This is a genomic window from Streptomyces sp. NBRC 109706, from assembly GCF_000974485.1.
Classification (GTDB): Bacteria; Actinomycetota; Actinomycetes; order Streptomycetales; family Streptomycetaceae; genus Streptomyces.
In genome coordinates, this window is record NZ_BBOM01000009.1 from 508,716 (window position 1) to 535,457 (window position 26,742).

The 26,742-nt window shown below is 72.0% G+C and carries 21 protein-coding genes and 1 pseudogene; 3 read left to right on the top strand and 19 right to left on the bottom strand.

Features of this window, described 5'->3' with window-relative positions; genetic code table 11:
* Positions 1-179 precede the first annotated feature (179 nt).
* The 5 genes from AOM46_RS21850 to AOM46_RS21875 form a co-directional block, all read right to left on the bottom strand.
* Positions 180-2,921 carry an NB-ARC domain-containing protein gene (locus AOM46_RS21850; protein ID WP_062214269.1) on the bottom strand — a complete coding sequence of 914 codons (2,742 nt, stop codon included), beginning with the start codon at positions 2,919-2,921 and terminating at the stop codon, positions 180-182.
* 136 nt (positions 2,922-3,057) lie between these two features.
* Entirely contained in the window at positions 3,058-4,338 is a 1,281-nt protein-coding gene (locus tag AOM46_RS21855; RefSeq protein WP_062214270.1) for an MFS transporter, read from the bottom strand.
* Positions 4,339-4,408: 70 nt separating this feature from the next.
* Positions 4,409-5,404 carry an aldo/keto reductase gene (locus AOM46_RS21860; RefSeq protein ID WP_062214271.1) on the bottom strand — a complete coding sequence of 332 codons (996 nt, stop codon included), beginning with the start codon at positions 5,402-5,404 and terminating at the stop codon, positions 4,409-4,411.
* A gap of 79 nt (positions 5,405-5,483) precedes the next feature.
* Entirely contained in the window at positions 5,484-6,521 is a 1,038-nt protein-coding gene (locus AOM46_RS36140; protein ID WP_370592753.1) for a flavin reductase, read from the bottom strand.
* 37 nt (positions 6,522-6,558) lie between these two features.
* On the bottom strand, positions 6,559-10,734 hold the full coding sequence (locus AOM46_RS21875) for an amino acid adenylation domain-containing protein (RefSeq protein ID WP_267887819.1): 4,176 nt from the start codon (positions 10,732-10,734) through the stop codon (positions 6,559-6,561).
* Between AOM46_RS21875 and AOM46_RS35510 the strand changes: the two are divergent.
* The 3 genes and pseudogenes from AOM46_RS35510 to AOM46_RS21890 all read left to right on the top strand — a co-directional run.
* A pseudogene (locus tag AOM46_RS35510) lies at positions 10,672-10,872 on the top strand (4-hydroxyphenylpyruvate dioxygenase); the annotation flags it as partial. The gene AOM46_RS21875 and the pseudogene AOM46_RS35510 sit on opposite strands and share 63 nt — an antisense overlap.
* The gene (locus tag AOM46_RS21885) at positions 10,869-13,349 is read left to right on the top strand and encodes an aminotransferase class I/II-fold pyridoxal phosphate-dependent enzyme (RefSeq protein WP_062214274.1); all 2,481 of its coding nucleotides are present in this window, start codon (positions 10,869-10,871) and stop codon (positions 13,347-13,349) included. The pseudogene AOM46_RS35510 and the gene AOM46_RS21885, both read left to right, overlap by 4 nt.
* A complete protein-coding gene (locus AOM46_RS21890; protein ID WP_062214275.1) occupies positions 13,346-14,455 on the top strand; it encodes a prephenate dehydrogenase in 1,110 nt (369 codons plus the stop codon). The genes AOM46_RS21885 and AOM46_RS21890 overlap by 4 nt, the downstream gene beginning before the upstream one ends.
* A 69-nt stretch (positions 14,456-14,524) precedes the next feature.
* On the opposite strand, the gene AOM46_RS21895 is transcribed toward AOM46_RS21890, so the two are convergent.
* From AOM46_RS21895 to AOM46_RS21960, 14 genes are all read right to left on the bottom strand, one after another.
* A complete protein-coding gene (locus AOM46_RS21895) occupies positions 14,525-14,782 on the bottom strand; it encodes a LysR family transcriptional regulator (RefSeq protein WP_062214276.1) in 258 nt (85 codons plus the stop codon).
* 248 nt (positions 14,783-15,030) lie between these two features.
* Entirely contained in the window at positions 15,031-17,097 is a 2,067-nt protein-coding gene (locus AOM46_RS21900; RefSeq protein WP_062214277.1) for an AarF/ABC1/UbiB kinase family protein, read from the bottom strand.
* 129 nt (positions 17,098-17,226) lie between these two features.
* Positions 17,227-17,436: an MbtH family protein gene (locus tag AOM46_RS21905; protein WP_062214278.1), complete on the bottom strand. Its 210-nt coding sequence runs from the start codon at positions 17,434-17,436 to the stop codon at positions 17,227-17,229.
* A gap of 87 nt (positions 17,437-17,523) precedes the next feature.
* Positions 17,524-18,234 (bottom strand): 2-hydroxychromene-2-carboxylate isomerase, encoded by a 711-nt coding sequence (locus tag AOM46_RS21910; protein WP_062214279.1) that lies wholly within the window; start codon positions 18,232-18,234, stop codon positions 17,524-17,526.
* A gap of 53 nt (positions 18,235-18,287) precedes the next feature.
* Positions 18,288-19,034, bottom strand: coding sequence for a 3-oxoacyl-[acyl-carrier-protein] reductase (gene fabG / locus AOM46_RS21915; protein WP_062214280.1), 747 nt, complete (start codon positions 19,032-19,034; stop codon positions 18,288-18,290).
* 54 nt (positions 19,035-19,088) lie between these two features.
* Positions 19,089-19,583: a 3-hydroxyacyl-ACP dehydratase FabZ family protein gene (locus tag AOM46_RS21920; RefSeq protein WP_062214281.1), complete on the bottom strand. Its 495-nt coding sequence runs from the start codon at positions 19,581-19,583 to the stop codon at positions 19,089-19,091.
* The gene (locus AOM46_RS21925) at positions 19,580-20,005 is read right to left on the bottom strand and encodes a 3-hydroxyacyl-ACP dehydratase FabZ family protein (RefSeq protein ID WP_062214282.1); all 426 of its coding nucleotides are present in this window, start codon (positions 20,003-20,005) and stop codon (positions 19,580-19,582) included. The genes AOM46_RS21920 and AOM46_RS21925 overlap by 4 nt, the downstream gene beginning before the upstream one ends.
* Positions 20,002-20,280: an acyl carrier protein gene (locus AOM46_RS21930; RefSeq protein ID WP_062214283.1), complete on the bottom strand. Its 279-nt coding sequence runs from the start codon at positions 20,278-20,280 to the stop codon at positions 20,002-20,004. Before AOM46_RS21930 ends, AOM46_RS21925 begins: the two co-directional genes overlap by 4 nt.
* A gap of 36 nt (positions 20,281-20,316) precedes the next feature.
* Positions 20,317-21,420: a beta-ketoacyl synthase N-terminal-like domain-containing protein gene (locus AOM46_RS21935; protein ID WP_062214284.1), complete on the bottom strand. Its 1,104-nt coding sequence runs from the start codon at positions 21,418-21,420 to the stop codon at positions 20,317-20,319.
* Positions 21,417-22,436 carry a thioesterase family protein gene (locus tag AOM46_RS21940; protein WP_062214285.1) on the bottom strand — a complete coding sequence of 340 codons (1,020 nt, stop codon included), beginning with the start codon at positions 22,434-22,436 and terminating at the stop codon, positions 21,417-21,419. Before AOM46_RS21940 ends, AOM46_RS21935 begins: the two co-directional genes overlap by 4 nt.
* The gene (locus AOM46_RS21945; RefSeq protein WP_062214286.1) at positions 22,433-23,362 is read right to left on the bottom strand and encodes an alpha/beta fold hydrolase; all 930 of its coding nucleotides are present in this window, start codon (positions 23,360-23,362) and stop codon (positions 22,433-22,435) included. The genes AOM46_RS21940 and AOM46_RS21945 overlap by 4 nt, the downstream gene beginning before the upstream one ends.
* Complete coding sequence (locus AOM46_RS21950) at positions 23,359-24,306, bottom strand: beta-ketoacyl synthase N-terminal-like domain-containing protein (protein WP_062214287.1); 948 nt, start codon at positions 24,304-24,306, stop codon at positions 23,359-23,361. Before AOM46_RS21950 ends, AOM46_RS21945 begins: the two co-directional genes overlap by 4 nt.
* Positions 24,303-25,442: a beta-ketoacyl synthase gene (locus tag AOM46_RS21955; RefSeq protein ID WP_062214288.1), complete on the bottom strand. Its 1,140-nt coding sequence runs from the start codon at positions 25,440-25,442 to the stop codon at positions 24,303-24,305. Before AOM46_RS21955 ends, AOM46_RS21950 begins: the two co-directional genes overlap by 4 nt.
* Positions 25,439-26,692 carry a beta-ketoacyl synthase gene (locus AOM46_RS21960; RefSeq protein ID WP_062214289.1) on the bottom strand — a complete coding sequence of 418 codons (1,254 nt, stop codon included), beginning with the start codon at positions 26,690-26,692 and terminating at the stop codon, positions 25,439-25,441. Before AOM46_RS21960 ends, AOM46_RS21955 begins: the two co-directional genes overlap by 4 nt.
* Positions 26,693-26,742: the final 50 nt, after the last annotated feature.

A 26,742-nucleotide genomic window follows, 5' to 3' on the forward strand; every position in this document is an offset into this window, starting at 1 on the left:
TTCAGCGGTTTCGACAGAACCGTTCGCCCCTGCGATCCGATGCCTTCGCAGGACAGCGCGGGGCAGGGTCTGACGCTTCGCCATCCATGGTGGGCCACCGGGCCAAAAATTGCAGCAGCATCTATGTATCAGATCTGCAGCAACCGTAAACTCCGGCGGTGAACAGGAGGTTGCGGGGCTCAGCCGGCCAGATAGCGATCGGTGATTCGCACCCGCAAGTGACTGTTCTCGCGGCTGTTCAGGTCCTCGATCACGGCCTTGGCCTGCATCTCCTCGACATGGGCGCTCTCTTCCCTGCCGAGACCGCGCAACGCCTCGGCGCGCCAGGTGCGCTGCTGGGCCGCCACAAACGGGTCGAACGGCTGCTCCGCCGCGTGCGCCATGCCCCGTTCGCTCCAGCGCTCCGCCTCCGCGTACTCGGCGACCTCCAGGTAGTACTCGGTCAACACGCCGGCCGCCATGGTGCGTTGGTAGGGCACCTGGGCCCTGGCGTAGTTGTCCAGCAGGATGTCGCGCGCCCTGGCGTGGTCCCCCAGATAGAGGTGGCAGCGCGCCAGGTTGTTGGTCAGCTGGATGCGGAACTCGTCCTGGCCCTCGCCGACCAGCTCGGCCACGGTCTCCTCGGCCAGGGCCTTCGCCTCCTCAAGCCGCCCGATGGACCCCAGGCAGGGCACCAGATTGGCGGTGAGGGCCAGCGCCTCCTCGGCCTCGCCCAGCGAGCGGAACATCCTGATCCCCCGGCGCAGCATCTCGGCGCCGCGCAGCCCGTCCCCCTGCTGTCCCCACATCTTGCCCAGCTGCCCCAGCGCCGCTGCCTCCGCGAAGCGCTGCTCCCGCCGGCGGGCGACGGTCAACGTCAGCTCGCAGAGCCGGCGTTGGGCGCTCCAGGCGAGTCGGGTGCCGAAGTAGCTCTCCAGCGCCCTGACGCTCTCCAGGGCGAAGTCGGAGAGCGGCGCGCCGCCCAGCTCGTCGCCCGTGTCGAACTCGGGGCCGGACAGCTGCTCGGCGAGCGCCAGCACATCCTCCATCATCTCGTCCGCCCAGGGCAGCGCCTCGTCCACCGAGGTGAACAGCCGCCCGCCGGGGAAACGGTCGGCGCCACGGCGGTAGCGCAGCTCGTAGTTGGCCGGCAGCGCCAGCGGCTGGTTCAGCCGGTAGAGCGAGCCGACGCACCAGTTGGCGAGCGCCGTGAGCCGGCCGACCAGCCATTCCCTCGGCTTCCTGGCGGCCTGCCAGCCGGCCGCGGAACGCACCAGATCGTGCAGGGTGTACACCTCGGGGCGCGGGCTGTCGGCGATCCGCGCGTCGGTCAGCCGGTCGAGCGCGGCCGCCGCCTCGCGCGCGGTGCTGCCCACCATCGCGGCCACCGAACCCGGCGAGTAGGAGCGCACCGCCGAGGCGCCGAGCGCCGGGAAGATCTCGGTGGCCAGCCGCTCGTCGGCCCGTGCCCCGGCGGCCAGTTGGTCGATGCTGACCATCAGGCTGGCCCGCAGATCGAGATCGTCCGCCGTCAGCTCGTCCATCCGGCGTCGCTCGTCGCGCAGCCGCGCCAGGAAGTCGGCCACCCGCCAGCGCGGGCGGGCCGCCATCCGGGTCGCGACGATCCGCAGCGCCAGCGGCAACCGGCCGCAGAGCCGCGCCAGTTCGGCCCACTCCTCGTCCTCGCCCCGGCCCTCGGTGGCGCCCGCGATGGCCCGCACCATGGTGGTGGCGTCGCGGGTGCTCAGCGCCTCCAGATGCAGCCGCTGGCCGCCGACCGAGCCGGCGAGCAGCGAACGGCTGGTGACCAGCGCGGCCGCCCCGGCCTCCGTCGGCAGCAGCGGCACGACCTGCGCCGAGTCCACCGCGTTGTCGAGCAGCAACAGCACCCGCCGGCCCGCCAACTCCCGCTGGTACACGCCGACGATCTCGGCGTCCTGCGGCATCTCCTTGCCGGGACGCCCCATCGCCGCCAGCAGCACCTGGCACGCCTGGCCCACCGTGAGCGGCGGGTTCCTCGGATCGGCCCCGCGCAGATCCACATAGAGCAGCCCGTCGGGGAACCGATCCGCCAACTCGCGGGCCACCCGCACCGCGAGCGTCGACTTGCCGACGCCGCCCGAACCGTCGATCAGACAGACCGAGGGTGCGGCCGAGGCGTCCGTCAACCAGCGTCTGAGCCGGCCCAGTTCGACCGCCCTGGCCACAAAGGTGCCGATGCCGGCCGGCAGGCCCACCGCCGGATGCGGCTCGTCCGGCTCGGCGGCCGACTCGGCCAGCTCGGCGAACTCCCCCGAGCCGAGGTCGTGTTCGACCACCACCCCGTCCGGATGCTCCCACTCGTCGACGGCGGCCCACTCCGGGAGATCGGGCGGCGCGCCGTGGAGGCGGCTCTCCGCCGGCGGTACGGGGGAACGTTCGCCGCCGGCCGGCTGTTCGACGGCCAGCCGCAGCTCGGAGCGCCGCTCCAGCGTGGACAGCCACAGTCGGCGCAGCCGCAGCCGCTCGCTGGAGCGCAACGGGCAGTCGGGCAGCCCCATCAGCGGGTTGCCCGTCCACAGCGGCAGCACCCGCTCCAGCGCGGCCAGCGCCTCCTGGGGCCGCTCGGCCGCCAGCGTCCCGGCCTGTTCCAACGCCCTGGTGAACCGCCCCAGATCGGTCTGCTCGGGCGTGATGTCCAGCAGATAGCCGCCCGGCACGGTACGGATCGCGTTCGGCGGCAGCAGCCGGCGCAGCCTGGCCACCTGGCCGCGCAGCCGACCGGCGGCGGCGGCCGACGCCCTCGGCCCCCACAGCCGCGCCGCCACCTCGGTGGTGCGCACCGGTTCGCCGGGCCGCAGCGCGAGCGCCGCCAGGGTGGCGCAGGTCAGCGGCGCCGTGATCGGCAGCGCCGCACCGTCGTCGCCCAACACCCGCACCACGCCAAGGAGCCGGATGTCCACGGGTACCCCCCACGAGAACTCGCCACCGACTCGGCACGGCCGATGGCCCATTGACCCCCGTCAACGTCCGCTCAGGCCTGCGATCCTCGCACGCCCTTGCATCGCTGAAAACCCACCCCCTGCCCCTACTTCCCCTTCACTTCCCCTCGTGGTTCCCCTCGCCCTCGGCCTCCCGTTCGGCCGTCGCCATGCGTTCCTCGGTGACGAAGCGGCAGCCGGCGAGCAGGGCGAGGGTGGTCAGCGCCATCGTCGCGAACACCGCGGACAGCCCGAACAGATGGGCGAGGAGGCCGCCGGCGGCGGCGCCCAGCGGGCCGACGCCCCAGGCCAGCAGGCGGTAGCCGCTGTTGACCCGGCCGAGCAGGCGGTCGGGGACGATCCGCTGCCGCAGCGACACCGTGATCACGTTCCACAGCACGATGCCGAGGCCGCCGGCGAAGAAGCCGGCACCGACGGCGATCGGATCGCTGGTCAGGGCTGGCACGCCGAGCAGCAGCGCGCCCGAGACGACGGTCAGCGGCAGACAGCGCCCCCGGCCGATCCGGCCCTCGATCCGCTCGGCGACGAGCGAGCCCAGCAGGCTCCCCACCGCCGTGGAGGTGAGCAGCAGGCCGAACGCCGGCCCGGAGAGCCCCATCGGCGAGTCGGGCCCGACCGCGAACAGCACGAAGACCGCGAACACCGCGCTGGTGGTGAAGTTGAACACCCCGGTCATCATCGCCAGGGTCCGCAACAGCCGGTGCCGCCACAGGAAGCGCAGCCCCTCGGCGATATCGGCGCGGAGCGTGGTCGGCCGCTCGCGCACCACCCGGAACCGGCCCGGCACCAGCAGCAGCGCCCCGACCGCCAGGGCCCACAGCGCCGCCGGCGCGGTGAAGGCGAGCAGCAGCCCGGTCGCCGTCAGAAAGCCGGCCAGCGGCGGGCCGACGAACTCGCTCGCGGTCAACTCGACCGCGTAGAGCCGCCCGTTGGCCCGGGACAGCTGGCTCCGGTCCACCAGCTGCGGCACGATCGACTGGGCCGAGGTGTCGTACAGCGTCTCGGCGACGCCGATGCCGAACGCGACCGCGTAGAGCGCCCAGACGGACTCGACGCCCAGCGCCGTCGCCAGCACCAGCCCGCCGAGCAGGGTGATCCGGGTGGTGTTGGCGGCGAGCATCATCCGCCGCCGGTCCAGGCGGTCGGCGAGCGCACCGGCCGGCAGCGCGAAGAGCAGCCAGGGCAGCGCCAGCGTGACGGCGAGCCCGGCGATCAGCGTCGGCGACCGGGTCACCTCGACTGCCGCCAGCGGCAGCGCGACGCGGGCGACGCCGTCGGCCAGGTTCGACAGTCCCGACGAGGTCCACAGCCGCCAGTAGGGGGCGCCCAACGGCGGCCGTGGGGTGGGGGGTTGGTCGGGGACGGCGTCGCTGGGCATGCGCCCAGCGTTTCACGGCCACCGGACGGGGACCAGGGCCGTCGGATCAGCCGCCGGGTCAGCCGTCCGGTCAGTCGTCGACGAAGGTGAGGCTGGTCGCGTCGTAGCGGCTGCCGGCGATCGCCTCGGGCGGCGCCGCGGCCTCGATGGTGGCCAGCTCCTCGGGGGAGAGAGCGACGGCCAGCGCCGCCAGGTTCTCCTCCAGATAGCGCTGCCGTCTGGTGCCGGGGATGGGCACCACGTCGTCGTGGTCGCCGCCCCGGTGGTGCAGCCAGGCCAGGGCCAGTTGGCCGGCGGTGACGCCCCTGGCCGCCGCCAGCTCGTCGAGCCGCGCGACGATCGCCAGGTTCCGTTCGAGGTTGCCGTCGGCGAACCTCGGCTGGCCGCGCCGGATGTCGTTCTCGGCCAGCCCGTCGACGGAGCGGTAGCGGCCGGTGAGAAAGCCACGGCCGAGCGGCGAGAACGGGACCAGTCCGATGCCCGACTCCCGGCAGAGCGGCACGATCTCCGCCTCCAGGCCACGGGTCCACAGCGACCACTCGCTCTGCAGCGCGGCGATCGGGTGCACCACGTGCGCCCGTCGGACGGTCGCCGCGCCCGCCTCGGAGAGGCCGAGATGCCGGACCTTCCCGGCCCGCACCAGCTCCGCCATGGCGCCCACCGTCTCCTCGATCGGCACGGCGGGATCGACCCGGTGCTGGTAGTAGAGATCGATATGGTCGACGCCCAGCCGGCGCAGCGAGGCGTCGCAGGCCTGGCGCACATAGGCGGCGTCGCCCCGGATCCTGGTGGGCTCGCCCAGCCGGTTGGCGAAGCCGAACTTGGTGGCCAGCACCACCTCGTCACGGCGCCCGACGACGGCGCGGCCCACCAACTCCTCGTTGTGGCCCGCCCCGTAGAAGTCGGCCGTGTCCAGCAGCGTCACCCCGAGATCGAGGGCGCGCCGCACGGTGGCGATCGAGTCCGTGTCGTCCGAGGCGCCATAGGCATGGCTCATGCCCATGCAGCCAAGACCCTGCGCCGAGACCGCCAGCGCGCCGAGCCGCCGGACGGGAACGTCTGTCATCCCACTGCCTCCCGTAGTCGTCACCAGCACGCTAGGCGCTGGAGCGCACTCCAGGTCAACGGGTCAACGGGCGGGCGGGTCAACGGGCGGGCGGGTCAACGGGCGGGCGGGGGCGGGCGATCCGTTCGACCTTCGGGGTCGACAGGGGCAGATAGTCGTCGGTGGCCAGCGCGACCGAACGGTCGAGCCGGGCCGCGTTGAAGAAGATCTCACGGTGGGCCAGCAGGTCCGGGTCCACCACCAGGTCCAGGTCGGGGTGGAAGGCGAACGGCAGGATCGAGCCGCTGACGCTGCCGGCGAGACGTTCGGCCATCTCCCGGGCGGCGAACGACGTCCCCGTGCCGGCGTAGAGGTCCCGCAGCCCGTCCAGGTCGACCTGGCGGTCGCCCGGCACCACGGCCAGCACGTACTGCCGGTCGCGTTTGCCCAGGGCCACCCGCACCACCAGGCATTTGGCGGCCCGGTCGAGATCGTGGCCGCGCAGCAGGCTGACGGGCCCCGTCCGGCCCTCCGGCTCGTGGTCGATCAGCCGGAACGCGGCCCGGTTCCTGACCAGCAGCTCAAGCAACCGGCCGTAGGCGTCCGGCCCGTCGCTCCCGGCGGCGGCCGGCGCCGGGCCCCGGCCGGTCGCCGGGGGCGGGGGCACCGCGTGTCGGAAGGAACGGTCGCAGTAGACGAGCGGGGCGTGCCGCCCGACCTCGGCCGCCTCCACCCGGCCGATCAGCACGGAGTGGTCGCCACCGTCGACGACCCGTTCGAGGACGCAGGCCACCCGGGCCGTCGCGTCCGGGATCCCGGGCAGGCCGAACTCCATCGGGACGGCGTCCCCGCCCTGGAACCGGTCCACGCCCGAGGTGGCGAAGCCCAGTGCCACCCGGGCCTGTTCCTCCGCCAGCACGCTCACCATGAAGCGTCGGGCCGTGGTGAACGCCTCGTAGGTGCTGGCGCCCTTGTCCAGGCAGACCAGCACCAGCGGCGGATCGAGGGACAGCGAGCTGAACGAACTCGCGGTGAACCCCCAGCGGCGCCCGAGCGCGTCCACCGTGGTGACCACCGTCACGGGTCCCGGGACCCGGGCCATGGCCCGGGTGAACACCTCGGGGGACAGGGACGTCATCTGAACTCCTTCGTGGGGCGCGGGCGACCGGGTGGGTTCAGGACAGCCACTCGTCCTCCAGCAGCTCGATCTCCTCCTGTTCCAGATCCGAGAGGGCCAGGTCCGACGGGGTGTGGCCGCCCGCGCCCGTGCCGGCTCCGGCCGCGTGCGCGGCCAGCGCCTCCAGGACCCGCAGCCAGGTGGCGCCGATCTCCTCGGCCTCCTCCTCGGTGAGCAGCCCGGGGGCGTAGGACCAGGTGGCCACCAACTCCGTGCCGTCCACGCGCTCCAGGGCGACCGCGTTCAGCTCCAGGCCGTAGGGCGTGCCGGGGCCGGCCCCGTCCGCGATGTCCAGGGTGATCGCCTCCGGCGCGACGGCCCAGTCGGGGCCCGGCTCCTCGGGCACCGTGACCCGGCCCAGGTAGTTGAAGCCGATCCGGGGCACCGGGAACCGCGCCAGTTCGGGGCCAGCCTCCTCGTCGAGATGGCGCAGCAGGCCGAAGCCGATTCCGCTGCCGGGGACGGTGCGCAGCTGTTCCTTGATCCGCTTCAACACCCGCGCGGCGGCCGGACCGCCCGACCACAGCTCGCTCCAGTGGACCGAGCCGGGGTCGAGTCGCACCGGGTGGAGGCTGGTGAACCAGCCCACCGTGCGCGACAGGTCCGCGTCGCCGATGCTCTCGTCGCGGCCGTGGCTCTCGACGGCGACCAGTACCGAGGTGGCGGCGCCGCCCAGCCGTCGGCGTCGGTCGACGATCGCCAGGGCCAGGGCGGTCAGCAGCACCTCGTCGACGCCGCAGCCGAACACCGAGGGCACCTGGGTCAGCACCGGTTCGGCGCGGGCCGCCGGCAGCGTCAGGGTGAGCCGGCGCGGCAGCTGGGTCAGATGACGTTCCGGATCCACCTCGGGCCCGCCGAGCTGGGCGTCCGGCGCGTTCAACACGTCGATCCAGCAGGGGAGTTCGGCGCGGCGTTCGGGCCGGCGTGCCTCGGCGGAGAGGTACTCGCCCCAGCGGCGGAACGAGGTGCCTACCGGGGCCGGCTCGGGATCCCGACCGGCCTTGACCGCCTCCCAGGTCACCACCAGATCGCGCAGCAGGATGCGCCAGGACACGGCGTCGATCACCAGATGGTGGGCCACCAGCAGCAGCCGCCCCGGCAGGTCGGGCCCGGCGTCGAACCAGACCGCCCGCACCATCTCCCCGTTCTTCGGGGACAGTTGGGCGCGCGCATCGGCGAGATACGCCCGCATCAGCGATACCAGCGGCATCGCGGCGGTCGGCAGGACGTCCACCCGGCTGAGCCAGTCGACGCCGGGCCTGGCCTCGGCCGGCGGCACCCGCAGCAGCCAGCGGCCCCGCTCGTCCTCGACGAGCCGGGCGCGCAGCATGTCGTGGCGGTGGTAGAGGGTGCGCAGCACCTCGGTCAGGTCCGCCAGGTCCATCCCCGCGGGGGTGCGGACCAGCATCAGCTGGCTGAAGGCGTCGGAGTTCCCGCCGCGCTCGCGCAGGCATTCCATGATCGGGGTGGCGGCGAACTCCCCGACGGGGGAGTCCGACTCCCACCGGTCGGCACCGTCCAGCACCTCGACGACGGGCGCGAGCGCGGCCACCGTCGGATGCTCGAACAGATCGTTGACGCCGAACACCAGCCCCTCCTCGCGGGCCCTGGCGACCAGCTGGATCGAGATGATGCTGTCGCCGCCCAGCTCGAAGAAGCTGTCGTCGATCCCCACCGACGGCAGCCCCAGCACCGTGGCGAAGACCCGGCTGAGGCCCTGCTCCAGCGGTGTGCGGGGCGCCCGGGAGACGGGGTCGGTGACGAACTCCGGCTCGGGCAGCGCCCCGCGGTCCAGCTTGCCGTTCGGGGTGAGCGGCAGCGCGTCCAGCACCACGAAAGCGGCGGGCACCATGTACTCGGGCAGCTCCCGGGCGAGATCGGCCCGCAGCGCCGCCACATCCAGTGCGACACCGGCGGCCGACGGCACCACATAGCCCACCAGCCTGGTGGTTCCGCCCTGCGCCTCCCCGGCCAGGGCCACGGCCTGACCGACCGCCTCGTGTGCGGTGAGAACGGCCTCGATCTCGCCCAGTTCGATCCGGAAGCCACGGATCTTGACCTGGTGGTCCACCCGGCCGGCGAAGTCCAGTCGGCCATCGGCCCGCCAGCGGACGACGTCGCCGGTGCGGTACATCCGCTCCCCGGGGGCGCCGAACGGGCAGGCGACAAACCGTTCCGCCGTCAGCCCCGGCCTCCCGTGATAGCCACGAACCACACCCGCACCCGCGATATACAGCTCGCCGACCACCCCGGGCGGCACCGGACGCAGCCACCCGTCCAACACATACACCCGGGTGTTGGCGATCGGCCGCCCGATCGACGGCACCCCCGACTCGTCCGTCAGATCGGCCGCCGTCGACCAGATCGTGGTCTCCGTCGGCCCGTACAGGTTGGTGACGGAGCCGGCCGACTCCCGCAGCGCGTCCGCCAGCGCGGGCGGGAACGCCTCACCGCCCACCAGGGCCCGCAGGCCCCGGAGTCGTCGCGGGGCCGTGGCCACCATCGCCTGCCAGAGCGAGGGCGTTCCCTGCACCGTGCGCGCCCCGGTCTCCTCGGCCAGCGCCAGCAGCGCCTCGGGATCGCGCACGGTGTCCCGGTCGGCGATCACCACGCCGGCGCCGCGCAGCAGCGGCAGATAGAGCTCCAGCGCGGCGATGTCGAACGACACCGTGGTCACCGCCAGCAGCCTGTCCCCCGGACCCAGGCCGAAGCGGTCGCCCATGTCCGCAAGGAAGTTGCTCAGCCCACGGTGGGGCACCACCACCCCCTTGGGGCGGCCCGTCGAACCCGACGTGTAGATCACATACGCGGGGTGGTCGGCGGAGCGCGCTATCCCCGTGTCGGGCCCCGAGGGCGAGGCCAGGGTCAACTCCGCGGCGGTGCCCACCTCGTCGAGCACCAGGGCCGGCACGCCGCTGTCGTCGAGCAGCGACGCCGTCTCCTTGGTCACCACCCCCAACACCGGACCCGCATCACCCAACGTGTACGCGATCCGATCCACCGGATGCTCCGGATCCAACGGCAGATACGCCGCACCCGTCCGCAACACCGCCAACAACACCACCAACAACTCCACCGAACGCGGCACCGCCACCGCCACCAAACCCTCAGGACCCACCCCACGCCCCACCAACACCGAAGCCAACCGCCCCGACCACTCAGCCAACTCCCCATACGACAACACCACCCCACCCGACACCACCGCCACCGCATCCGGCGAACGCCCCACCCACCCCGCGAACAACTCCGACACCCCACCCACCGGAACCACCCGACCCGTCCCGTTCCACCCCACCAACACCCGCTCCCGCTCAACCCCCGACAACACCTCCACCTCACTCAACCGCACCCCAGGATCAAACGACACCACCCCCAACAACCGCACCAAACGCCCCACCAACAGCTCGACCGTGGCCTCGTCGAAGAGATCGGTGCTGTAGTCGACAACGCCGAGCAGACCGCCGGGCTCGCCGCCCGAGTTCTCGCGCTCGCCGAAGGCGAAGTTGAGGTCGAACTTGGCCACGCCGAGGTCGAGCAGTTCCTCGCGCACCGTGAGACCGCCCAGGTCGGAGCGGACGTCCGGGGTGTTCTGGACGGTCAGCATCACCTGGAACAGCGGATGCCTGGCCAGCGAGCGTTCGGGGCTGAGCGCGTCCACCAGCCGCTCGAACGGCAGGTCCTGGTGGGCGTAGGCGTCGAGGGCGACCCGGCGGGTGCGGTCGAGCAGTTCGTCGAACGTCGGATCGCCCGAGAGGTCGTTGCGCAGCACCAGCGTGTTGAGGAAGAGGCCGACCAGGCCCTCGGTCCCCTCGTCCGCGCGTCCGGCGATGGGGGTGCCCAGGGGGATGTCGTCGCCGGCGCCCAGCTTCGACAGCAGAGCGGCCAGCGCGGCCTGGAGCACCATGGCGAGGCTCGCGCCGCGTGCCCTGGCCAACGCGGCGAGCCTCTGGTGCAGTTCGGCGCCGAGCGAGCAGTCGATCGTCCGCCCCCGGTAGCTCGCCGTGGCCGGCCTGGGCCGGTCGGTGGGCAGCGCCAGTTCGTCCGGCAGTCCGGCCAGGGTCTGCTTCCAGTACGTCAGCTGCCGGGACAGCTCGCTGACCTCGACGAGGGGATCATGGATCTCCGGAAGACGAACGTGCTCGCCGACCGGGACGAATGGGGCTATCTGCTCCAGCTCTTCACCCGCTCCCCGTACGAGCGCCGCACGCTGTTCTTCGAACTGATCCAGCGACACGGCGCCAAGAGCTTCGGAAGCTCCAACATCCGGGCGCTGTACGAGGCGGTGGAGCGCGCCCGGACGGCCGACCGGTGACCGGCCAGGACCCGGGGCCGCTCAGCCCGCCACCGCTCTCGCTGGACGAGTACGCCGAGCGGGCGCGCCCGCTGGTCGACCCCGCCGTCTGGGACTTCGTCGAGGGCGGAGCCGGCGAGGAGTGGACGCTCGCCGCCAACCGGTCGGCCTTCGACCGGGTGCGGCTGCGCCCGCGCGTGCTGACCGGGACCGCCGCGTTCGACCTCGGCACCACCGTGCTGGGCCGACGGTGGGCGGCCCCGCTGGGCATCGCGCCCATGGCGTACCACACGCTGCTGCACCCCGACGGCGAGACGGCCACCGCCCGCGCCTCGGGCGCGGCCGGCGTCCCGTTCGTGGTGAGCACGTTCGCCGGCCGGGCCTTCGAGAAGATCGCCGAGGCGGCCGACGCCCCGCTCTGGCTCCAGGTCTACTGCTTCCGCGACCGGGAGACGACCAGGCGGCTCGTGGAGCGCGCCGAGCGGGCCGGCTTCGAGGCGGTCGTGCTGACCGTGGACACCCCACGGCTGGGCCGCCGACTGCGCGATCTCCGCAACGACTTCCGGCTGCCGGCGCACATCACGCCCGTCAACCTGCCGTCGGAGGGCGACTACTCCTCGCCATCCGGGCACAGCCGCACCGAGTTCGACGCCTCGCTCGACTGGTCGATCGTCGACTGGCTCCGGTCCGTCAGCCGGCTTCCCGTGCTGGTCAAGGGGGTGTTGACGGCGGAGGACGCCGACCGGGCGATCGGCGCCGGTGTGGACGGCATCGTGGTCTCCAACCACGGCGGCCGGCAACTGGACGGCTCCCCCGCGACGTTCGACGTGCTGGCCGAGATCGCCGTGGCGGTCGCCGGCCGCTGCGCGCTGCTGCTGGACGGCGGGGTGCGGCGGGGCAGGGACGTCCTGGCGGCCCTCGCCCTGGGCGCCGACGGCGTGCTGCTGGGCCGGCCGGTGCTGCACGGCCTGGCCGTCGCCGGCCGGGAGGGCGTGGCGGGGGTGCTGGACACCGTCGTCGCCGAACTGACGGAGGCCATGGAGCTGACCGGAACCGGCACCGTGAAGGACGCCGGCCCGACGCTGCTGGCCCCGCCGCACTCCCCCGCCACCGTCGAACGACCCACGCCCCGGCGGCCGGAGCCCCTACTGACGGAGCCGGGCCCGGCGGAGCCACTGCGGCGGGAGGCCCTGCACGGCAGCGTCTCCGATCCGGTGCTGGACACCATGAACTTCCTGAACGAGATCACCGGCCGCTTCCCCGAGGCCCTTTCGTTCGCCCCCGGCCGACCGTACGAGGGGTTCTACGACACCGAGGAGCTTTTCGCCCATATCCGCCGCTACGCCGACCATCTGGCCGAGCGGGGCACCTCGGCCGACGGCATCAGGACCGCCCTGCACCAGTACGGTCCGACGGCCGGGTTGATCCGGGACCTGATCGCCGACTCCCTCCGCGCCGACGAGGGCATCGACGTGGCGCCCGAGTCGATCGTGGTCACGGTCGGCGCCCAGGAGGCCCTGCTGCTGGCCCTGCGCGCGCTGTTCGCCGAACCGGACGACGTGCTGCTGGTCGCGACCCCCTGCTATGTGGGCGTCACCGGGGCCGCGCTGCTGCTCGACATCCGCGTCCGCCCCGTGGAGGAGCGGGTCGACGGGATCGACGTCGCCGACCTGGAGGCCGCCATCCGCGCCGAGCGGGCGGCCGGCCGGCGGCCGCGCGCCCTCTATCTGGTGCCCGACCACTCCAACCCGTCCGGCAACACCGTGCCGCACGGGGTCCGCGAGGAGTTGCTGGAACTGGCCGCCCGGCACGACATCGTGATCCTGGAGGACAGCCCCTACCGCCTGGTCAGCGCCGGCGCCCAGCAGCCCACCCTGAAGGCGCTCGACCGGGACCGGCGGGTGGTGTACCTGGGATCGTTCGCCAAGTCCGTGTTCCCCGGCGCCCGCGTCGGCTTCGTCGTCGCCGACCAGCCGGTGCTGGGCCCCACCGGGGAGACGGGACCGCTGGCCGACGAACTCGCCAAGATCAAGAGCATGGTGACGGTGAACACGCCGGCGCTGAGCCAGGCCGCCGTCGCCGGCGTGCTGCTGGCCTCGCGGGGACGCCTCACGGACTTCAACGCCGCTCCGGCCAAGCACTACGACGAGGCGCTGCAGGGCGTCCTCGACGAACTGGAGCGCAACTTCCCCGAGGCGGACCGCCGGCGGACCGGGGTGAGTTGGAACCGGCCGACGGGCGGCTTCTTCCTCACCGTGCGGGTGCCGTTCGCCGCGGACAACGACGCCCTGCTGCGTTCCGCCCGCGAACACGGCGTCATCTGGACCCCCATGGCGTACTTCTATCCGGAAGCGGGCGGCGAGCGCGCCATCCGGCTGTCGTTCAGCTCGCTGAACCGCCGGGAGATCGAGGAGGGCATCGGCCGGCTCGCCGCGTTCATCCGCGCGGAGACGGCGCGCCCCGGCGCCCCCGGAGGCACCACGGGACGGGACACATGAGAACAGCGCTGGTCGTCGGCACGGGTCTGATCGGGACATCCGTCGCCCTGGCACTGAGCCGGGGCGGCGTCACCGTGTACCTGGACGATATCGACACCACATCGGCCAGAACCGCCGAGGCGCTGGGCGCCGGTTCCCTGGAGACGCCGCAGGAGCCGGTGGACCTCGCCGTCCTCGCGATCCCGCCCGCGCACACCGGCACGGTGCTGGCCCACTGCCAGGAACGGGGCGTGGCGAAGGTCTACACCGATGTCGCCAGCGTCAAGGTACGGCCGCAGGAGGAGTTGGACGCCTCGGGCGGCGACGCGGCCAGCTATGTCGGCGGGCACCCACTGGCCGGCAGTGAGCGCGGCGGGCCACTCGCCGCCCGCGCCGACCTCTTCGAAGGCCGCCCGTGGGTGCTCACCCCGTCCGCCGGGACCAGGAGGTCCACGCTGAACCAGGGCCTGGAACTGGTCTCCCTGTGCGGCGGGGTGCCCATGATCATGGACGGCGCCGCGCACGACCGCGCCGTGGCCCTGACCTCGCACGCCCCCCATCTGATCTCCTCGCTGATGGCGGCCCGGCTGGAGGAGGCGGAGAGCGAACACATCCGGGTCTCCGGACAGGGCCTGCGGGACGTCACCCGTATCGCGGCGGGCGAACCCGCGCTCTGGGCGGACATCCTGGAGGCGAACGCCGACGCGGTCGCCGACGTCCTGGAGTCCTACGCGGAGGACCTGGGCCGGGTCATCGCCGCGCTGCGCGCCCCGCGCGACGCGGCGGACCCGGCCCGGCCCAGGGCGTCGGGCGATCTCGACGAGACCCTGCGGCGCGGCAACCGGGGGCGGGCCCGGGTGCCGCACAAACAGCGTTCACAGCCCACCGCGCATGTCGCCATCCCGGTGGCCATCCCGGACCAACCCGGAGCTCTTGCGCGCCTGTTCGCAAAGGTGAGCGAGGCGGGAATCAACATCGAGGACGTGCGTATCGAACATTCGCTGAACAAGCCGACCGGCCTGGTCGAGCTGCTGGTGGACCCGGTCTTCATCCCGGACATCCGGCTGCTGCTGGACGCCAACGGCTGGACACCCCAGGAGGAGAACCTGCTGGTCGCCGACCGATGAGAGGCCACACCCCGCCCGGTTCCACGCCCCGGCGACGGAACCGGGGCGGGCGCGGCGGCGCCCGGCGGATCAGGCCGCCGCGCACACACCCTTCATGCCCTCGATGAGGGTCAGGACCGCTCGGGCCGACGGCAGGATCATCCGGCCCTCCCTGGTGAGGTGAGCGCCCATCGAATCCCTCGTGAACAACTTGGTGCCAAGCATCTGCTCAAGGCATTTGATCTGGTAGCTGATCGCGGGCTGCGAATAGCCCAGAGCTTTCGCCGCGTGGTCCATGCGACCAACCTCCGCGACCGAGACGAAAGCCCGAAACTCCCGTTCGTGCATGGGTCTCCTCACCCTTTCGGCGAATTCCATCCGAGTCCTCACACGTTCGGTGACAGGCTGTATCGAAGACTCGAATGCCGAATTTCCTGATCCATAACAGTCCATCAAGTCGACCGGAGCAATGCACATTGCAGGAAGCTGCAACGTTGCCCCCCTGCGCCGGCCAACTTCCGCGCTCCTGAAGGGATTACGGATCACGGCAGGCGATAAACGGGCGCTCTCCTGCCGTGCCCGCGGCCGCCCCGGCGCTACCGTCCGGGGCGTCGCATCGCCCGGAACAGCGCCCTCAGCATCAGAATTCCGCTGACCACGAGGAGTTGGTAGCCGAGCAGCGGCAGCAGCCCGAGACGCTCGGTCGCCCGGGGGCCCCGGTCGCCGCCGAGGACCACCAGCAGCACCCCCATCAACCCGGTGCAGGCCGCCAGCAGGGTGACCGTCATCTGGTGGATCAGCTCGGAGACGAAGCGCTTCTCCCGCTCGTCGGCGAAGATCCGGACCCGCACCGTGAGCCGGCCCTCCTCCAGCGCGGCGCTGACGCGTTCGGCCCTTCTGGGCAGCCGGCGCAGCATGGGCAGGACCGAGAGCCCTTCCCGCACGACGCTGCGGGCCAGCGCCGACAGGTCGGAGACGGGGCCCTCGTCCTCCCTCGCGCCGCCGTGCGGGGAACGCAGCCGGTCGGAGAGCAACCGGGAGGTCAACAGCTGTGCCTCGTGCAGCATGTTGAAGTCGGGGGCGAGCCGTCCCAGGGTGCCTTTGAGCGTGGCCAGGGCGCGGAAGACCGCCGCGATCTCGGGCGGGACGGTGAGCCGGTGGCGGGTGAGGATCTGGAACATGGCGGTGAACGTCTCGGTGTCGGGCCGGGCCCCGACGCCCAGGTGCTGGGCCATGAACTGCCCCAACTCCCGTTCCAACAGCAGGGCGTTGGGCAGCGGTTCGTCGTCCGAGGCACGGGCGCCCAGCAGGCTGATCAACGAGTCGTGCAGCCCGGCCGGATCGCTTCGGCTCACCGCCAACAGCATCTCCTGGATGGCGAGCCTCGCCGAGGAGTCGATGCGCCCCACCGAGCCGAAGTCCAGGATGCCGAGCCGCCCGTCGTCCAGCAGCAGCAGATTGCCGGGATGCGGATCGGCGTGGAAGACGCCGGCCGTCACCACCTGCCGGAGGATCGTGGAGAAGACCTCGCGGGCGATGTCGTGGGGGTCGATCCCGGCTCGCTCGGCCGTGGCCGCCGCCCGGTCCAGCGTCACACCCTCCAGCCACTCCTGGACCAGCACCCGCGCCGAGGTGTGCTCGTGGTGGACCCGGGGGATGCGCACCGGGGCGTCCGGCTCCAGGCCGCCGCAGGTGGCGGCGACCGCCTCGGAGTTGCGCGCCTCGACGCGGAAGTCGAGCTCTTCGAGCACGGACCTGGCGAACCCCTCACCGAGGTCCTTCAGGCCCAGCGCCGGCGTGGCCCTGGCTCGGGCCTGGAGACCGCGGATGATCGCGGAGACGATGTCCAGATCACGTTCCACCACCGCGCGGATGCCCGGACGCTGGACCTTGACGACGACCGTCGGGCCCTCGCGCAGCTTGGCGCAGTGCACCTGGGCTATGGAGGCCGCCGCGAGCGGCACCTCCTCGACCCATTCGAAGACCTCGTCGATCGGCCGGCCCAACTCCTCCCGGAGCACCGTCTCGACGCCCGGCCAGGGCGCGGACACCACCGAACTCTGCAGCAGGCTCAGCTCGTCGATGAAATGCGGCGGCAGCAGGTCGCGGCGGGTGGAGAGGAGCTGCCCCAGCTTGATGAACGCGCCACCGCAGTCCTCCAGCGCCAGGCGCAGGGACCGCGCGGTCCGCAGCCCGAACTCGTCCGGCTGGCGGGCCCGTTCCCAGCTTCTGCGGCCGCGCAGCAGGCCGCTGAGGCCGTGCCGCATGAAGATGCGGCTGATCTCGGAATAGCGGCGGGCCCGGTGCAGTCGGCCCCCCATGGCGCGCCAGCTCCGCAACGGCCAGGCCCAACTGCCGTACGGGAGAAAGACCTCAAGCAGCACCAGGGCGCCCATCGCGGCGAAGACGGCCAGCGCGAACTGGACGCCGGTCAGGGCGCTCACCCCCTCCTGTTCCCGGACCAGCGGCCGGAACAGCGCCATCGCGGCCAGCCCGGCGAGGCCGGCACAGGCCGCCCGCAGGGGGCTCACCCTGATGCCCAACAGCCGGCGGGAGACGACGGAGAACGCCAGCACGACGACGAAGACCGAGGCGACCACGGTGAGCACGATCAGCAGTCCGAAGGACATCTCCTCGATCCGAACGGTCGAGAGAGGGGTCATGGGGACGTTCCTTCCGGCGTGGTGTTCCGCCAGTGGCACCCTAACGTCCGGACAACAGACCGGCACCGGCCGCCGGGACGTGGAGCGTTGTCCGGTGACCGGTGCCGGCGGGGACCAGTGGGGGCGAGGTCAGCCCATCGCCTCGACCAGGCTCTTGGGCCGCATGTCGGTCCAGTTCTCGTTGATGTAGTCCAGGCACGCCTGCCGGCTGTCCTGGCCGTGCACCGCGTTCCATCCGGCCGGGATCTCCGCGAAGGCGGGCCAGAGGGAGTACTGCGCCTCGTCGTTGACCAGCACGTAGTAGCTGGCGTCCTCGTCCTCGAAGGGGTTGCTGCTCATGGAGTGGTTCCTTCCTGTCCGGTTTTCTGCTGACGCGTTGCCGTGGGCGGGCGGACCCGCCCACGGCCCAGATGGCCAGGCCCTGTCCTAACCACAGCCACCGGCGTGGCCCTGGTCGCCCGCCGGCACGAGCACGGCGGGCGGCACCTCCTCGGCCGGCCGTGGGGTCGGGGCGGTCGACGCGGCCTTGGCGCGGACAGCCGCGACAAAACCGGGCAACCGGTCCAACCCCCAGAACTTGTCGAACCGCTGGATGAAGAACGGCACCCCGAAGACGCCGTCCCTGTCCACGTTACGCAGCGCGGCGAGACCGCGCTCCCGAAGCTCGGGATCGTCGGACGCGTTCGCCAAGGCATCGGCGTCCAGGCCGAGTTCGTCGGCGACCGCGGCGATGGTCGCCCGCTGCGAGATGTCCTCGCCGCGTTCGAAGCGGGCCCGGTAGACCGCGGCGATGTAGTCCCTGCCCCGGCCGGCGTCCTCCGCGACCAGCCAGGCCAGATGGGACACCTCCCAGTTGGGCTCGGTGTCCACCGGCCAGGCCACCGAGAGGCCACGGGCGGTGGTCAGCCGCTTGATGTCCTGAAGGATGTAGAGGTGCTTCTCCTTCGACATGGGGACATAGGGCAGCCGCACGCCGGACTCCGCCAGCCGCGCGGCGCCGGCCTCGTCCGGCTCCCAGTACGGGTGCCAGGCGATCGCGTCCGCCACGTCCGGGGCAGTCTCGGTCAACTCGCGGAAGGCGAGCCAGGAGTAGGGACTGCGGAGGGAGAAGTACCAGCGCGGTGGTTTGACGGCCAACGTGACTCCTTGGAAAGAGCGGCGTGGATCGGTGCCGGGCTCGGATACCGGTGCTAGAGGGTGATGCCGCCGTCGATCTGGAAGACGGAGCCGGTGATGTAGCCGGCCTTGTCCGACGCGAGGTACGACACGAGTTCGGCCACCTCGTCGGCCCGGCCCAGCCGGCGCAGCGGGACGGCGGCCAGCGCCTTCTCCTTCGCCCCGCCGCTGAGCACCGAGGTCATGTCCGTGTCGATGAACCCGGGCGCCACCACGTTGGCGCGGATGCCGTAGCCGCCGACCTCCTTGGCCAGGGCCCGGGAGAACCCGATGATCCCGGCCTTGGAGGCCGAGTAGTTGCTCTGGGTGGGGTTCCCGTAGACGCCGGCGACGGAGGAGATGTTGATGATGGCGCCGCTCTTACGCTTCATCATGGAGAACACGACGGACCGGCAGACGTTGTAGACGCCGTCCAGGTTGACGTCGAGCACCTGGTGCCATTCCTCGTCCTTCATCAGCAGCAGCGGGTTGTCCCGCGTGATGCCGGCGGCCGTCACCGCCACGTCGATCGGGGCGAGCGTCTCCTCGGTCTCCGCCACGAAGGCGCGCACCAGCTCGGCGTCCCTGACGTCGACCTTGCGGCTGATGACCCGCACGCCGAACTCCTGGGCCTCCTTCTCCAGACTGAGGGCGGCCTCCTCGTTCGACTGGTAACAGAAGGACACGTCGAAGCCGTCCCGCGCCAGGGTCAGCACGCTGGCGCGCCCGATGCCTCGGGAACCGCCGGTGACCAGCGCCACCCGGGACTCGTTCTCTGCCATGGTTCTCCCAAAGTGTTTCGGCCGGCTGATCCGCCGGCGGACTGTTCGCCGGCGTCAGGACCCGACCGGGGCCTGCTCGGACGGGCGCAGCTCGGACGCGGGCCGGAAGGCCATCACGGCGCGCTCGACCGTCAGCACCGGCTCGCCGTCCACCCGGCTGTCGCCCTCGATGATCACGGTGTCGCCCAACGCCCGTGAGATCACCGCGTGGTGCTCCAGCACGTCGCCGGGCAGGACGGCCCGGTGGAAGGTGATCTCCGAGGCGCCGCCGAACAGCATGACCTTGCCGTCGAACAGGTCGGGCTCGGGGGACTCCCAGGTGCACAGCAGCGCCGCCGCCTGCGCCCAGGACTCCGTCAACAGCGCCTTGGGGTAGGCGAAGTCGGCCGCGACGGCGTCCGGTCCGAGCTTCTGGTACCAGGGCTCGTTGCAGGTCACCGCCTTGGTCGCGACGACCCGCTCGCCCGGCGCGATCTCCTTCACCCGGTCGACCAGCAGCATCGGAAACCGGTGCGGCAGCACGTTCCTGATCTCCGGTTGGCCGATCATGCCGTCTCCTCAGCGGTGAACCGCAGCCGCATCTGGGCGGCCACGCCTCGAACGGTGGTCACCTGGGCCTTGCAGCTCCAGGCGTCGGACGTGCGGGTCCAGGTCAGCTCCACGTCCAGCTGGTCGCCGGGAAAGACCGGGCTCAGAAACCTGGTGCTCTCCACCGCGGCCAGCTCGGCGCCGCCGGCGCCCGGCGGAAGGGTCGCCAGCCCGCTGAGGTGGACGCACTCGATCACACAGACGCCGGGGAAGATCGGGAAGCCCGGGTAGTGCCCCGGGAAGACCGTCTCGTCCTCGCCCACGGTGAGCGTGGTCACCGCGTGCCGGCGCCCCTTCTCGTCCGCCTCGGCGGCCGGCGGTCGGACGACCTTGACCTCGGCGTCGACCGGGCTGGCCGGCCTGGACGCGCTGGACGGGGTCACGCCGGGCCGAGCTTTCCGCGCACCGTCTCATAGGCCTGCCTCAGGGAGGTGACCTGCCTCAACTCAGCCTCGACGAACCGCAGTTGGTACTTCTTCTCCAGGGCCACCACCACTTCGAGGGCCATCAGGGAGTCGATCCCCAGATCCTCGGAGAAGACGGCGTCGTCCGTCAGCTCCTCGGTGTCGAGGTCGAGGACGCCGGCGATCGTGGTGCGCAGGTCCTCCAGGTCCAGTGCCGCCGGGGAGCCGGTCGAGTCGGTGGATGCAGTCGTCATGTCATGTCCGTCTGTGTCAGGGGGTGGAAAGGGTGGTCATCGGAAGCGGAGCAGGGTGCAGCCGACCGCGCCGTCACGGTCGACGGAGGTGATCAGGCCGACCCGTCCGGTCGCCTCGGGGTCGTTCTCGGCCCGGGCCAGCACGCCGGCGATCTGGAAGGCGGCGGCCGCCGCCCCGGTGTCGCCGATCAGCGGGGTCTGCGGGACGCGCGACGGCACCGCGCCGCCGACGGTCTCCTCGACCGACGCCCACTCCTCCTCGCCCGCCCGGCCGGGGGCTTCGCCGGTCGCCACGGCCCAGATCTCCTCGACGCCCACCTCGGCGCGGCGCAGCGCGCGCTCCAGGCAGGAGCGGAGCGCGGGACGGACGGCGCCGTCGACGGCGATGCCCATCTCCACGGCCAGGACCTCGGCCAGCACCGGCTGGTCGGGGTCGGCGGAGCCGCCCCGCTCGACCAGCAGCAGCCCGCAGCCCTCGCCGGACGGCGCCACGGCACCGGGCTCGGCGTCGTTGGTGTGCTTGTCCAGCCAGGACCTGGCGTGCGAGAACTCCTCGACGGCGCCGCAGAGCACGGTCCGCGCCCGGCCGAACCGCAGCAGCCGCCTGGCGTAGTTGAGGGCGTAGAGACCCGCCGCGTGCCCGCCGGCGATGGTGGTGTTGGGGCCCTTGAGCTGGTGCCAGATGGCGCTCTGTCCGGCGGCGCAGTTCATGACCGCGTTGGGGAAGCGCGCCGGGTCGACGAAGTACGGCTTCTCCCCGGTGAGGGAGTCACGGGTGAAGTCCATCTGACTCTGCACGCTGCCGGTGGTCGTGCCCAGGACCAGCGCGGCCTCCTCGCCGGTGCCGACCCGCCGGTTGCGCGGCGAGTCGTCCAGCAGCCGGCTGACCGCCGTGATCGCGAGCCCGGTGACCCGGTCCATCGACCGGGTGCCCTTCTTGCCGAGCACCTCACGCACCCGGAAGTCCGGTACCAGACAGGCGGTTTCGGCCGCGGCCTGCCATTCGTCGTCGAGCGGCGCGACGGTCTGCCGGCCTTCCCTGAGCCCGTCCGCGAAGGCGGCGCGCCCGATCCCGAAGGGCGAGACCGCCGTCCAGGCGGTGATGACCGGTCGGTCCTGGAGAGCTGTCGCGGTGCTCACGCCTCGCCCTTCAGCGCCTTGGAGACGCGCTCGTCGAAGTTGACCAGGTTCCAGTCACGGCGGTTGTCGATCTTGGCGTAACCGTGGGTGACCTTGCCGGTGGCGGTCTGCAGGAGCTTGCCGTCGCGCACCACGTAGTAGTCCACGCGGGAGGTGTAGGTGAAGTCCTTGAAGACGTTCTCCACCGTCAGGACGGTGTACAGCTCCTCCTCCATCAGCGCCTCGTCGAGGATCTGGATGCGCGAGTGGGGGCAGGCCGGAATCCAGCGGCGCTCCTCCAGGAGGCTCTTCACCGAGATGCCCCGGTCGGCGAGGAACAGGTCGACGACCTCCTCCATCTGCCGCAGGTAGCTGGACATCTGCAGGCGCTCCGAGAAGTGGCAGTACGGGTAGGGGATACGCCACTTCCAGCCGAACGAGTTGGTGCCGGCGGTCAGCAGGTCGAGGACCGGGTCGGGCCCGGTGGTGCCGCGACCGTTCGACAGCGAGGTGTTCTCCACGGCCAGGTCGACGCCGGACAGGTCGGGCGCCTCGGGCACCCGCGCGGTCGGGTCGTTCAGCCGGTGGCTCACGAACGGCGCCAGCTCGGCGGGCGGTTCGGGGGCCTCCTCGGCGAAGTTGTCCAGCCGCAGCACGGCCTTGGCCCGGCCGGTGATCAGCTTGGTGTCGGTGCCGTCGCGCTCACCGTTCAGGCTGACCGAGAAGGAGATGTAGTCCGCGCCGTCGACCTGGCTGGGCACCACCCGCGCCAGGACGGTCTCGTCCATGTAGAGGGCGTGCAGGATCCGGGTGTCGAGATCGATGAGGTCGACCCCGAGGCCGTGGTCGGCGTGCAGGCCCCTGGCCGGCAGCCCGGCCTCGGCGAAGTGGTACAGGATGGCTTCCTCAACCAGGTAGTTGATGTGCTTGAAGCCGATCCAGGTGCAGATGTTGGACCCCTCGAAGCGCGTGCGCAGCGACACGGTGCTCTCACGGGTGAGGAGTTCCTTGACGGCGCTTTCCGTCACTGTGGTCATCGAACGTGCTCCCATGGTGATCCGGGGCCGGGACCGCTGAGCGGGCGCTCGGCCGAAGTCTTGCTGACGAACTGTGCGACCACGTCCACGAACCGCGGCGCCTGTTCGAGCATCAGGAAGTGCCCGCAGTCGGTCAGCAGTTGGAACTCGGCACCCGGAAGATCGGCCGCCAGGGCCCTGGCCTCCTCCGGGAGGGCCGCGAAGTCGTCCTCGCCCGCCACGACGAGGCAGGGCACGGTGAACTGGTCGGTGCGCAGCCGGGGGGTGCGCAGATAGATGTCGTAGAAGCTGGTCCAGCCGTAGGCGCCGACCCGGTCACGCACCCGCGCGCCCAGGTCGAGCAGGGCCTCCTCGGAGAGCCGACGCCCGGCGGCCACCCTGACGCCCTCGGTCATCAGCCGGGTGAACCCCTCGACGGAGGTGACCATGCTCTCCCAGGTGAAGTCCTCCACCCTGCGGCGGTAGAACGGGGAGACCAGCACCATGGCGTCGATACCGAACTCGCGGAACGGGTCGGTGCCCTCCGCCAGCCGCCGGTTCAGGAACTCCAGGAGCACGGCGGCTCCCATGGAGTGGGCGACGACCACCCCCGGGCCACCCGGCACCCCGCGCAGCGCGTCGGCCAGATACGGCACGATATCGCCGCGCGCGCACCATTCGGCCACGCCGTCGCCGCGCCAGGGCAGTTCGGCGACCCAGGTCTCCGGCCCCTCCGTCCGCCGCACCTCGGCGAGGCAGGCGTCCCAGAGGGTGCCGCTGGTGGCCAGCCCGTGCAGCAGCGTCATCCGGGCGCCGTCGGCGTCCCCCGGGGTCAGCCGACGCACCGTCACCGGCTCGCCGAGCCCCGGGACGGCGGCGGAGCGCGGGGCGTCCGGCCCCGGCTCCGGCACCGTGCGGGGGGTCGTCCGGCCCGCGGCGGTCGTCATGCCGCGGCCACCTGCCGCACCACGAGCCCCGCGGTGGCGTCGTCGGCGTCGCCACCGGCGGTGACATACACCGGACCGGCCCCGCCGTCGGCGAACCAGCCGAGGGCGGCCGCGCACTGGAGCACGCCCAGCGCGCCGGAGCCGGTGCCGAAGGACTCGGTGACATCGTGCCGGGGCACCCCGTCCAACAGCCCTTCGGGCAGCACAGCGGACGCGCTCTCCGGCACCTGCCACAGGCCGGGGCGCCGCTCCTCGCCGGCCGCCAACTGCCCCAGGCACGCCTCAAGTCCCGCGCGCCTGACATAGCCGCCCACCGAGGCCAGCGCCGGGACGCCGCGTTCGGCGGCCGACTCCTCGCTCTCCAGCACCAGGCCCACCGCGCCGTCGATGGTGCGTTCCCCCTCGAGGAGTTCGCGCACCGCCTCGTTGTCGGGCTCGACGCCCAGCACCAGGACATGGGAGGCCCGGCCGCCGCGCAGCAGGGTCAACGCCCAGTGGACGGCGTCCAGTCCCGAGGTGGCTCCGTTGCACAGCATCAGGTTGGGCCCGCGCAGCCCGAAGCGGATCGCCACCGAGGAGGCGACGACATTGCTCGACGCGTTCGGCAGGTCCATCGGGCTGCTGGCGGCCGCCGTGTGCTCGACGATGGTGTCCATGGCCCGGCGGATCGTGTCGATATTGCCGTAGTTGGAGCTGACGACGACGGCGACGGACAGCGCCGGCACCCGAAGCCCCGTCTCGTCCACCAGCCCCGCGTCGCGCAGCGCCGCGTCGGCGGCGCAGTACGCGAGCTGGGTCGCCCGGTCCTTGTAACGCAGGCCCTTCTTGCCGACGAACCCGGCCGGCTCGACCGGCGGGGCGTCCGCCGCGCGCGGCCCCATCAGCTCCTCGACGGAGCCCGCCCTGGCCAGCACCACGCCGGTCCCGCTCACCACAGCGTTCATCGGGCCGCCTCCACAATCGCGACGGCGTTGATGCCGCCGAACCCGAACGCGTTCAACTGGGCGACCGCCAACGGCTCCTGGGCGGCCTCGCCGGTGACGAAACGGAAGTCCGTCGCGTCGTCCACCGGGTCCTCCAACCCCACGGTCGGCGGCACCCGCCCGTCGCCCAGGGACTTCAGCGCGACGACCATGCCGAGCAGCCCGGAGGCGCCCGAGGTGTGCCCGGTCATCGCCTTGATGGCCGTCATCAGCGGCTTGTCGACGTCCGCGCCGAACACATCGCTGATGGCCTTCGCCTCGGCCTCGTCGTTGAGCAGCGTCCCCGTGCCGTGCACCATCACCAGGTCGATGTCCTTGGGCTTCAGCCCGACCCGGCCGTGGGCCTCCCTGATCGCGTCGGCGATGCCGGCGGGATCGGGCGCCGTCACGTGGAAGGCGTCGCAGTTGATCGCGACATCCCGCACCACCCCGTGCACCCGGCGGCCCTCGTCCGGGGCGCGGGTCAGCACCACGGCCGCCGCGCCCTCGCCCATCAGCACCCCGGCCCGGTTGCGGTCGAACGGACGCACCCGCTCGGGCGGCACCGGCTGGACGCGTTCCAGCAGTCCGTACATGGTCTCGGTGAGCACGTCGACGCCGGCCACGATCACCGTGTCGGTCTCGCCGGCCGCGAGCAGGTCGACGCCCATCGCCAGCGCGTAGAGCCCGGCCGAACAGGCGTTGGAGAAGGTGTGGGTGTCGTCGGCGTTGAACGCCTCCCGCAACGCGGTGCCGAAGTGCAGCCGTTGCGTGGCGAACTTGGCGGTGTCCGCCTCCCACAGCTCCACCGAGCGCAGCTCCCGCAGCCCGGTGCCGACCAGCACGGGCACCCCGCTGAGGTCGTTCTCGTCCAGGCCCGCGTCCCTGGCCGCCTGGGCGACCGCGTCCAGCAGCAGTCCGGTGGCCCGCCAGGGCACATCGGAGCCGGGCTCGGGACGGTTGTCCACCTCGTAGGCGTGCCGCGCGCTGTGCTTGCTCCGGTCGAAGCCGCGCAGCACATCGACGCCGGAACGGCCGGCGCACAGATTCTCGAACAGCTCGTCGGCGTCGCCACCCACTCCGGTGACGGCGCCCACCCCCGTGACGGCCCAACTCATGCCGGCGTCCCTTCCAGCTGGGCTTCGAGCTGACCGAGCAGGACCACGGCGTTGTTGCCACCGAAGGCCAGGCCGTTGTTCTGCACGACCTTCAGATCGGCCTCGATGGAGTGGTTGGGCACGCAGTCCACATCGCACTCGGGGTCGGTGGTGACATGGTTGATCGTGGGCGGGATGAACCCGTTGGTGATCGCGAGGGCGCAGCCGATGGCGGACAGCGCGCTTGCCGCTCCCATGGTGTGGCCGATCATCGATTTCATCGAGATCGTCCTGGGCGGCCTGGCGCCGAACACCTCGCGGATGGCGCTCGCCTCGGTCACGTCGTTGGCCTTGGTGCCGGTGCCGTGCGCCGAGATGAGATCCACCTGGTCGGGCTTGACCCCGGCGTTCTCCAGGGCCAGCTCCATGCACCGGCCCACGCTCTCCTGGTTCGGCGCGACCTGGTGGTAGGCGTCGCAGTTGAGGCCGTAGCCGAGCACCTCGGCATAGATCCGCGCGCCCCTGGCCAGCGCCGAGTCCAGGCTCTCCAGCACCAGCACGCCGGCGCCCTCGCCGGTGAGGATGCCCTTGCGGTCGACGTCGAAGGGCTGGCAGCGGTCGGGGGCGATGGTGCCCAGGCGGTAGAAGCCGGAGAACGTCTTGCGGCACATGGCGTCGGCGCCGCCGCACAGGGCGTACTCCGCCTCGCCCGAGCGCACCGCGTCATAGCCGTAGCCGATGGCGTAGTTGCCGGCGGCGCAGGCGGTCGGAATCGTCACCGCCTCCACGTCGGTGAGCTCCAACTCCTGGGCGATGGCCGCCGAGAGGCGACCGGCCGGAACACGGCGGACGATTTCGGGGTCCAGGTCCTCGGGGCTCCCGTTGATCTCGGTCTCGACCAGCTGGTCGAGGTCCCGGGACTCGCCGTCGGTCGTGCCGATCGAGATCATGCCGGGCAGCGCCCGCAGGTCCTCGACCTCCACTCCCGCGTCGTCGATGGCCATCCTGGCCGCGGCGACCGAGTACTGCGTCGCCCGGCCCAGCTCCCCCACCGCGAGGCGGCGGACCCACAGTTCGGGGTCGAAGTCGACGACCTCGCACCCGTTCGCGTAGTCGAAGCCCTCGACGTCGAACACGGTGATCGGCTTGGCGCCACTGCTACCGCTGCGCAGCCCCTCCTGGAACTGCGCCACTCCCATACCGATGCTGGAGACCACGCCGAGTCCGGTGATCACCACTCTTCGCGGGCCCAACTGCCCCGGCTCTGCCATTCCGAACTCCCCGTCCGTTGTTCCGACCGTGCCCGTTCGACGAATAACGC

Bases quoted from the DNA above. Each gene is read 5' to 3' on its own strand.
- AOM46_RS21855 (WP_062214270.1), bottom strand. From the start codon at position 4,338: ATGCCCAGCGACGCCGTCCCCGACCAACCCCCCACCCCACGGCCGCCG.
- AOM46_RS21860 (WP_062214271.1), bottom strand. From the start codon at position 5,404: ATGACAGACGTTCCCGTCCGGCGGCTCGGCGCGCTGGCGGTCTCGGCG.
- AOM46_RS36140 (WP_370592753.1), bottom strand. From the start codon at position 6,521: ATGACGTCCCTGTCCCCCGAGGTGTTCACCCGGGCCATGGCCCGGGTC.
- AOM46_RS21890 (WP_062214275.1), top strand. From the start codon at position 13,346: ATGAGAACAGCGCTGGTCGTCGGCACGGGTCTGATCGGGACATCCGTC.
- AOM46_RS21895 (WP_062214276.1), bottom strand. From the start codon at position 14,782: ATGCACGAACGGGAGTTTCGGGCTTTCGTCTCGGTCGCGGAGGTTGGT.
- AOM46_RS21900 (WP_062214277.1), bottom strand. From the start codon at position 17,097: ATGACCCCTCTCTCGACCGTTCGGATCGAGGAGATGTCCTTCGGACTG.
- AOM46_RS21905 (WP_062214278.1), bottom strand. From the start codon at position 17,436: ATGAGCAGCAACCCCTTCGAGGACGAGGACGCCAGCTACTACGTGCTG.
- fabG (WP_062214280.1), bottom strand. From the start codon at position 19,034: ATGGCAGAGAACGAGTCCCGGGTGGCGCTGGTCACCGGCGGTTCCCGA.
- AOM46_RS21920 (WP_062214281.1), bottom strand. From the start codon at position 19,583: ATGATCGGCCAACCGGAGATCAGGAACGTGCTGCCGCACCGGTTTCCG.
- AOM46_RS21930 (WP_062214283.1), bottom strand. From the start codon at position 20,280: ATGACGACTGCATCCACCGACTCGACCGGCTCCCCGGCGGCACTGGAC.
- AOM46_RS21940 (WP_062214285.1), bottom strand. From the start codon at position 22,436: ATGACCACAGTGACGGAAAGCGCCGTCAAGGAACTCCTCACCCGTGAG.
- AOM46_RS21945 (WP_062214286.1), bottom strand. From the start codon at position 23,362: ATGACGACCGCCGCGGGCCGGACGACCCCCCGCACGGTGCCGGAGCCG.
- AOM46_RS21950 (WP_062214287.1), bottom strand. From the start codon at position 24,306: ATGAACGCTGTGGTGAGCGGGACCGGCGTGGTGCTGGCCAGGGCGGGC.
- AOM46_RS21955 (WP_062214288.1), bottom strand. From the start codon at position 25,442: ATGAGTTGGGCCGTCACGGGGGTGGGCGCCGTCACCGGAGTGGGTGGC.
- AOM46_RS21960 (WP_062214289.1), bottom strand. From the start codon at position 26,692: ATGGCAGAGCCGGGGCAGTTGGGCCCGCGAAGAGTGGTGATCACCGGA.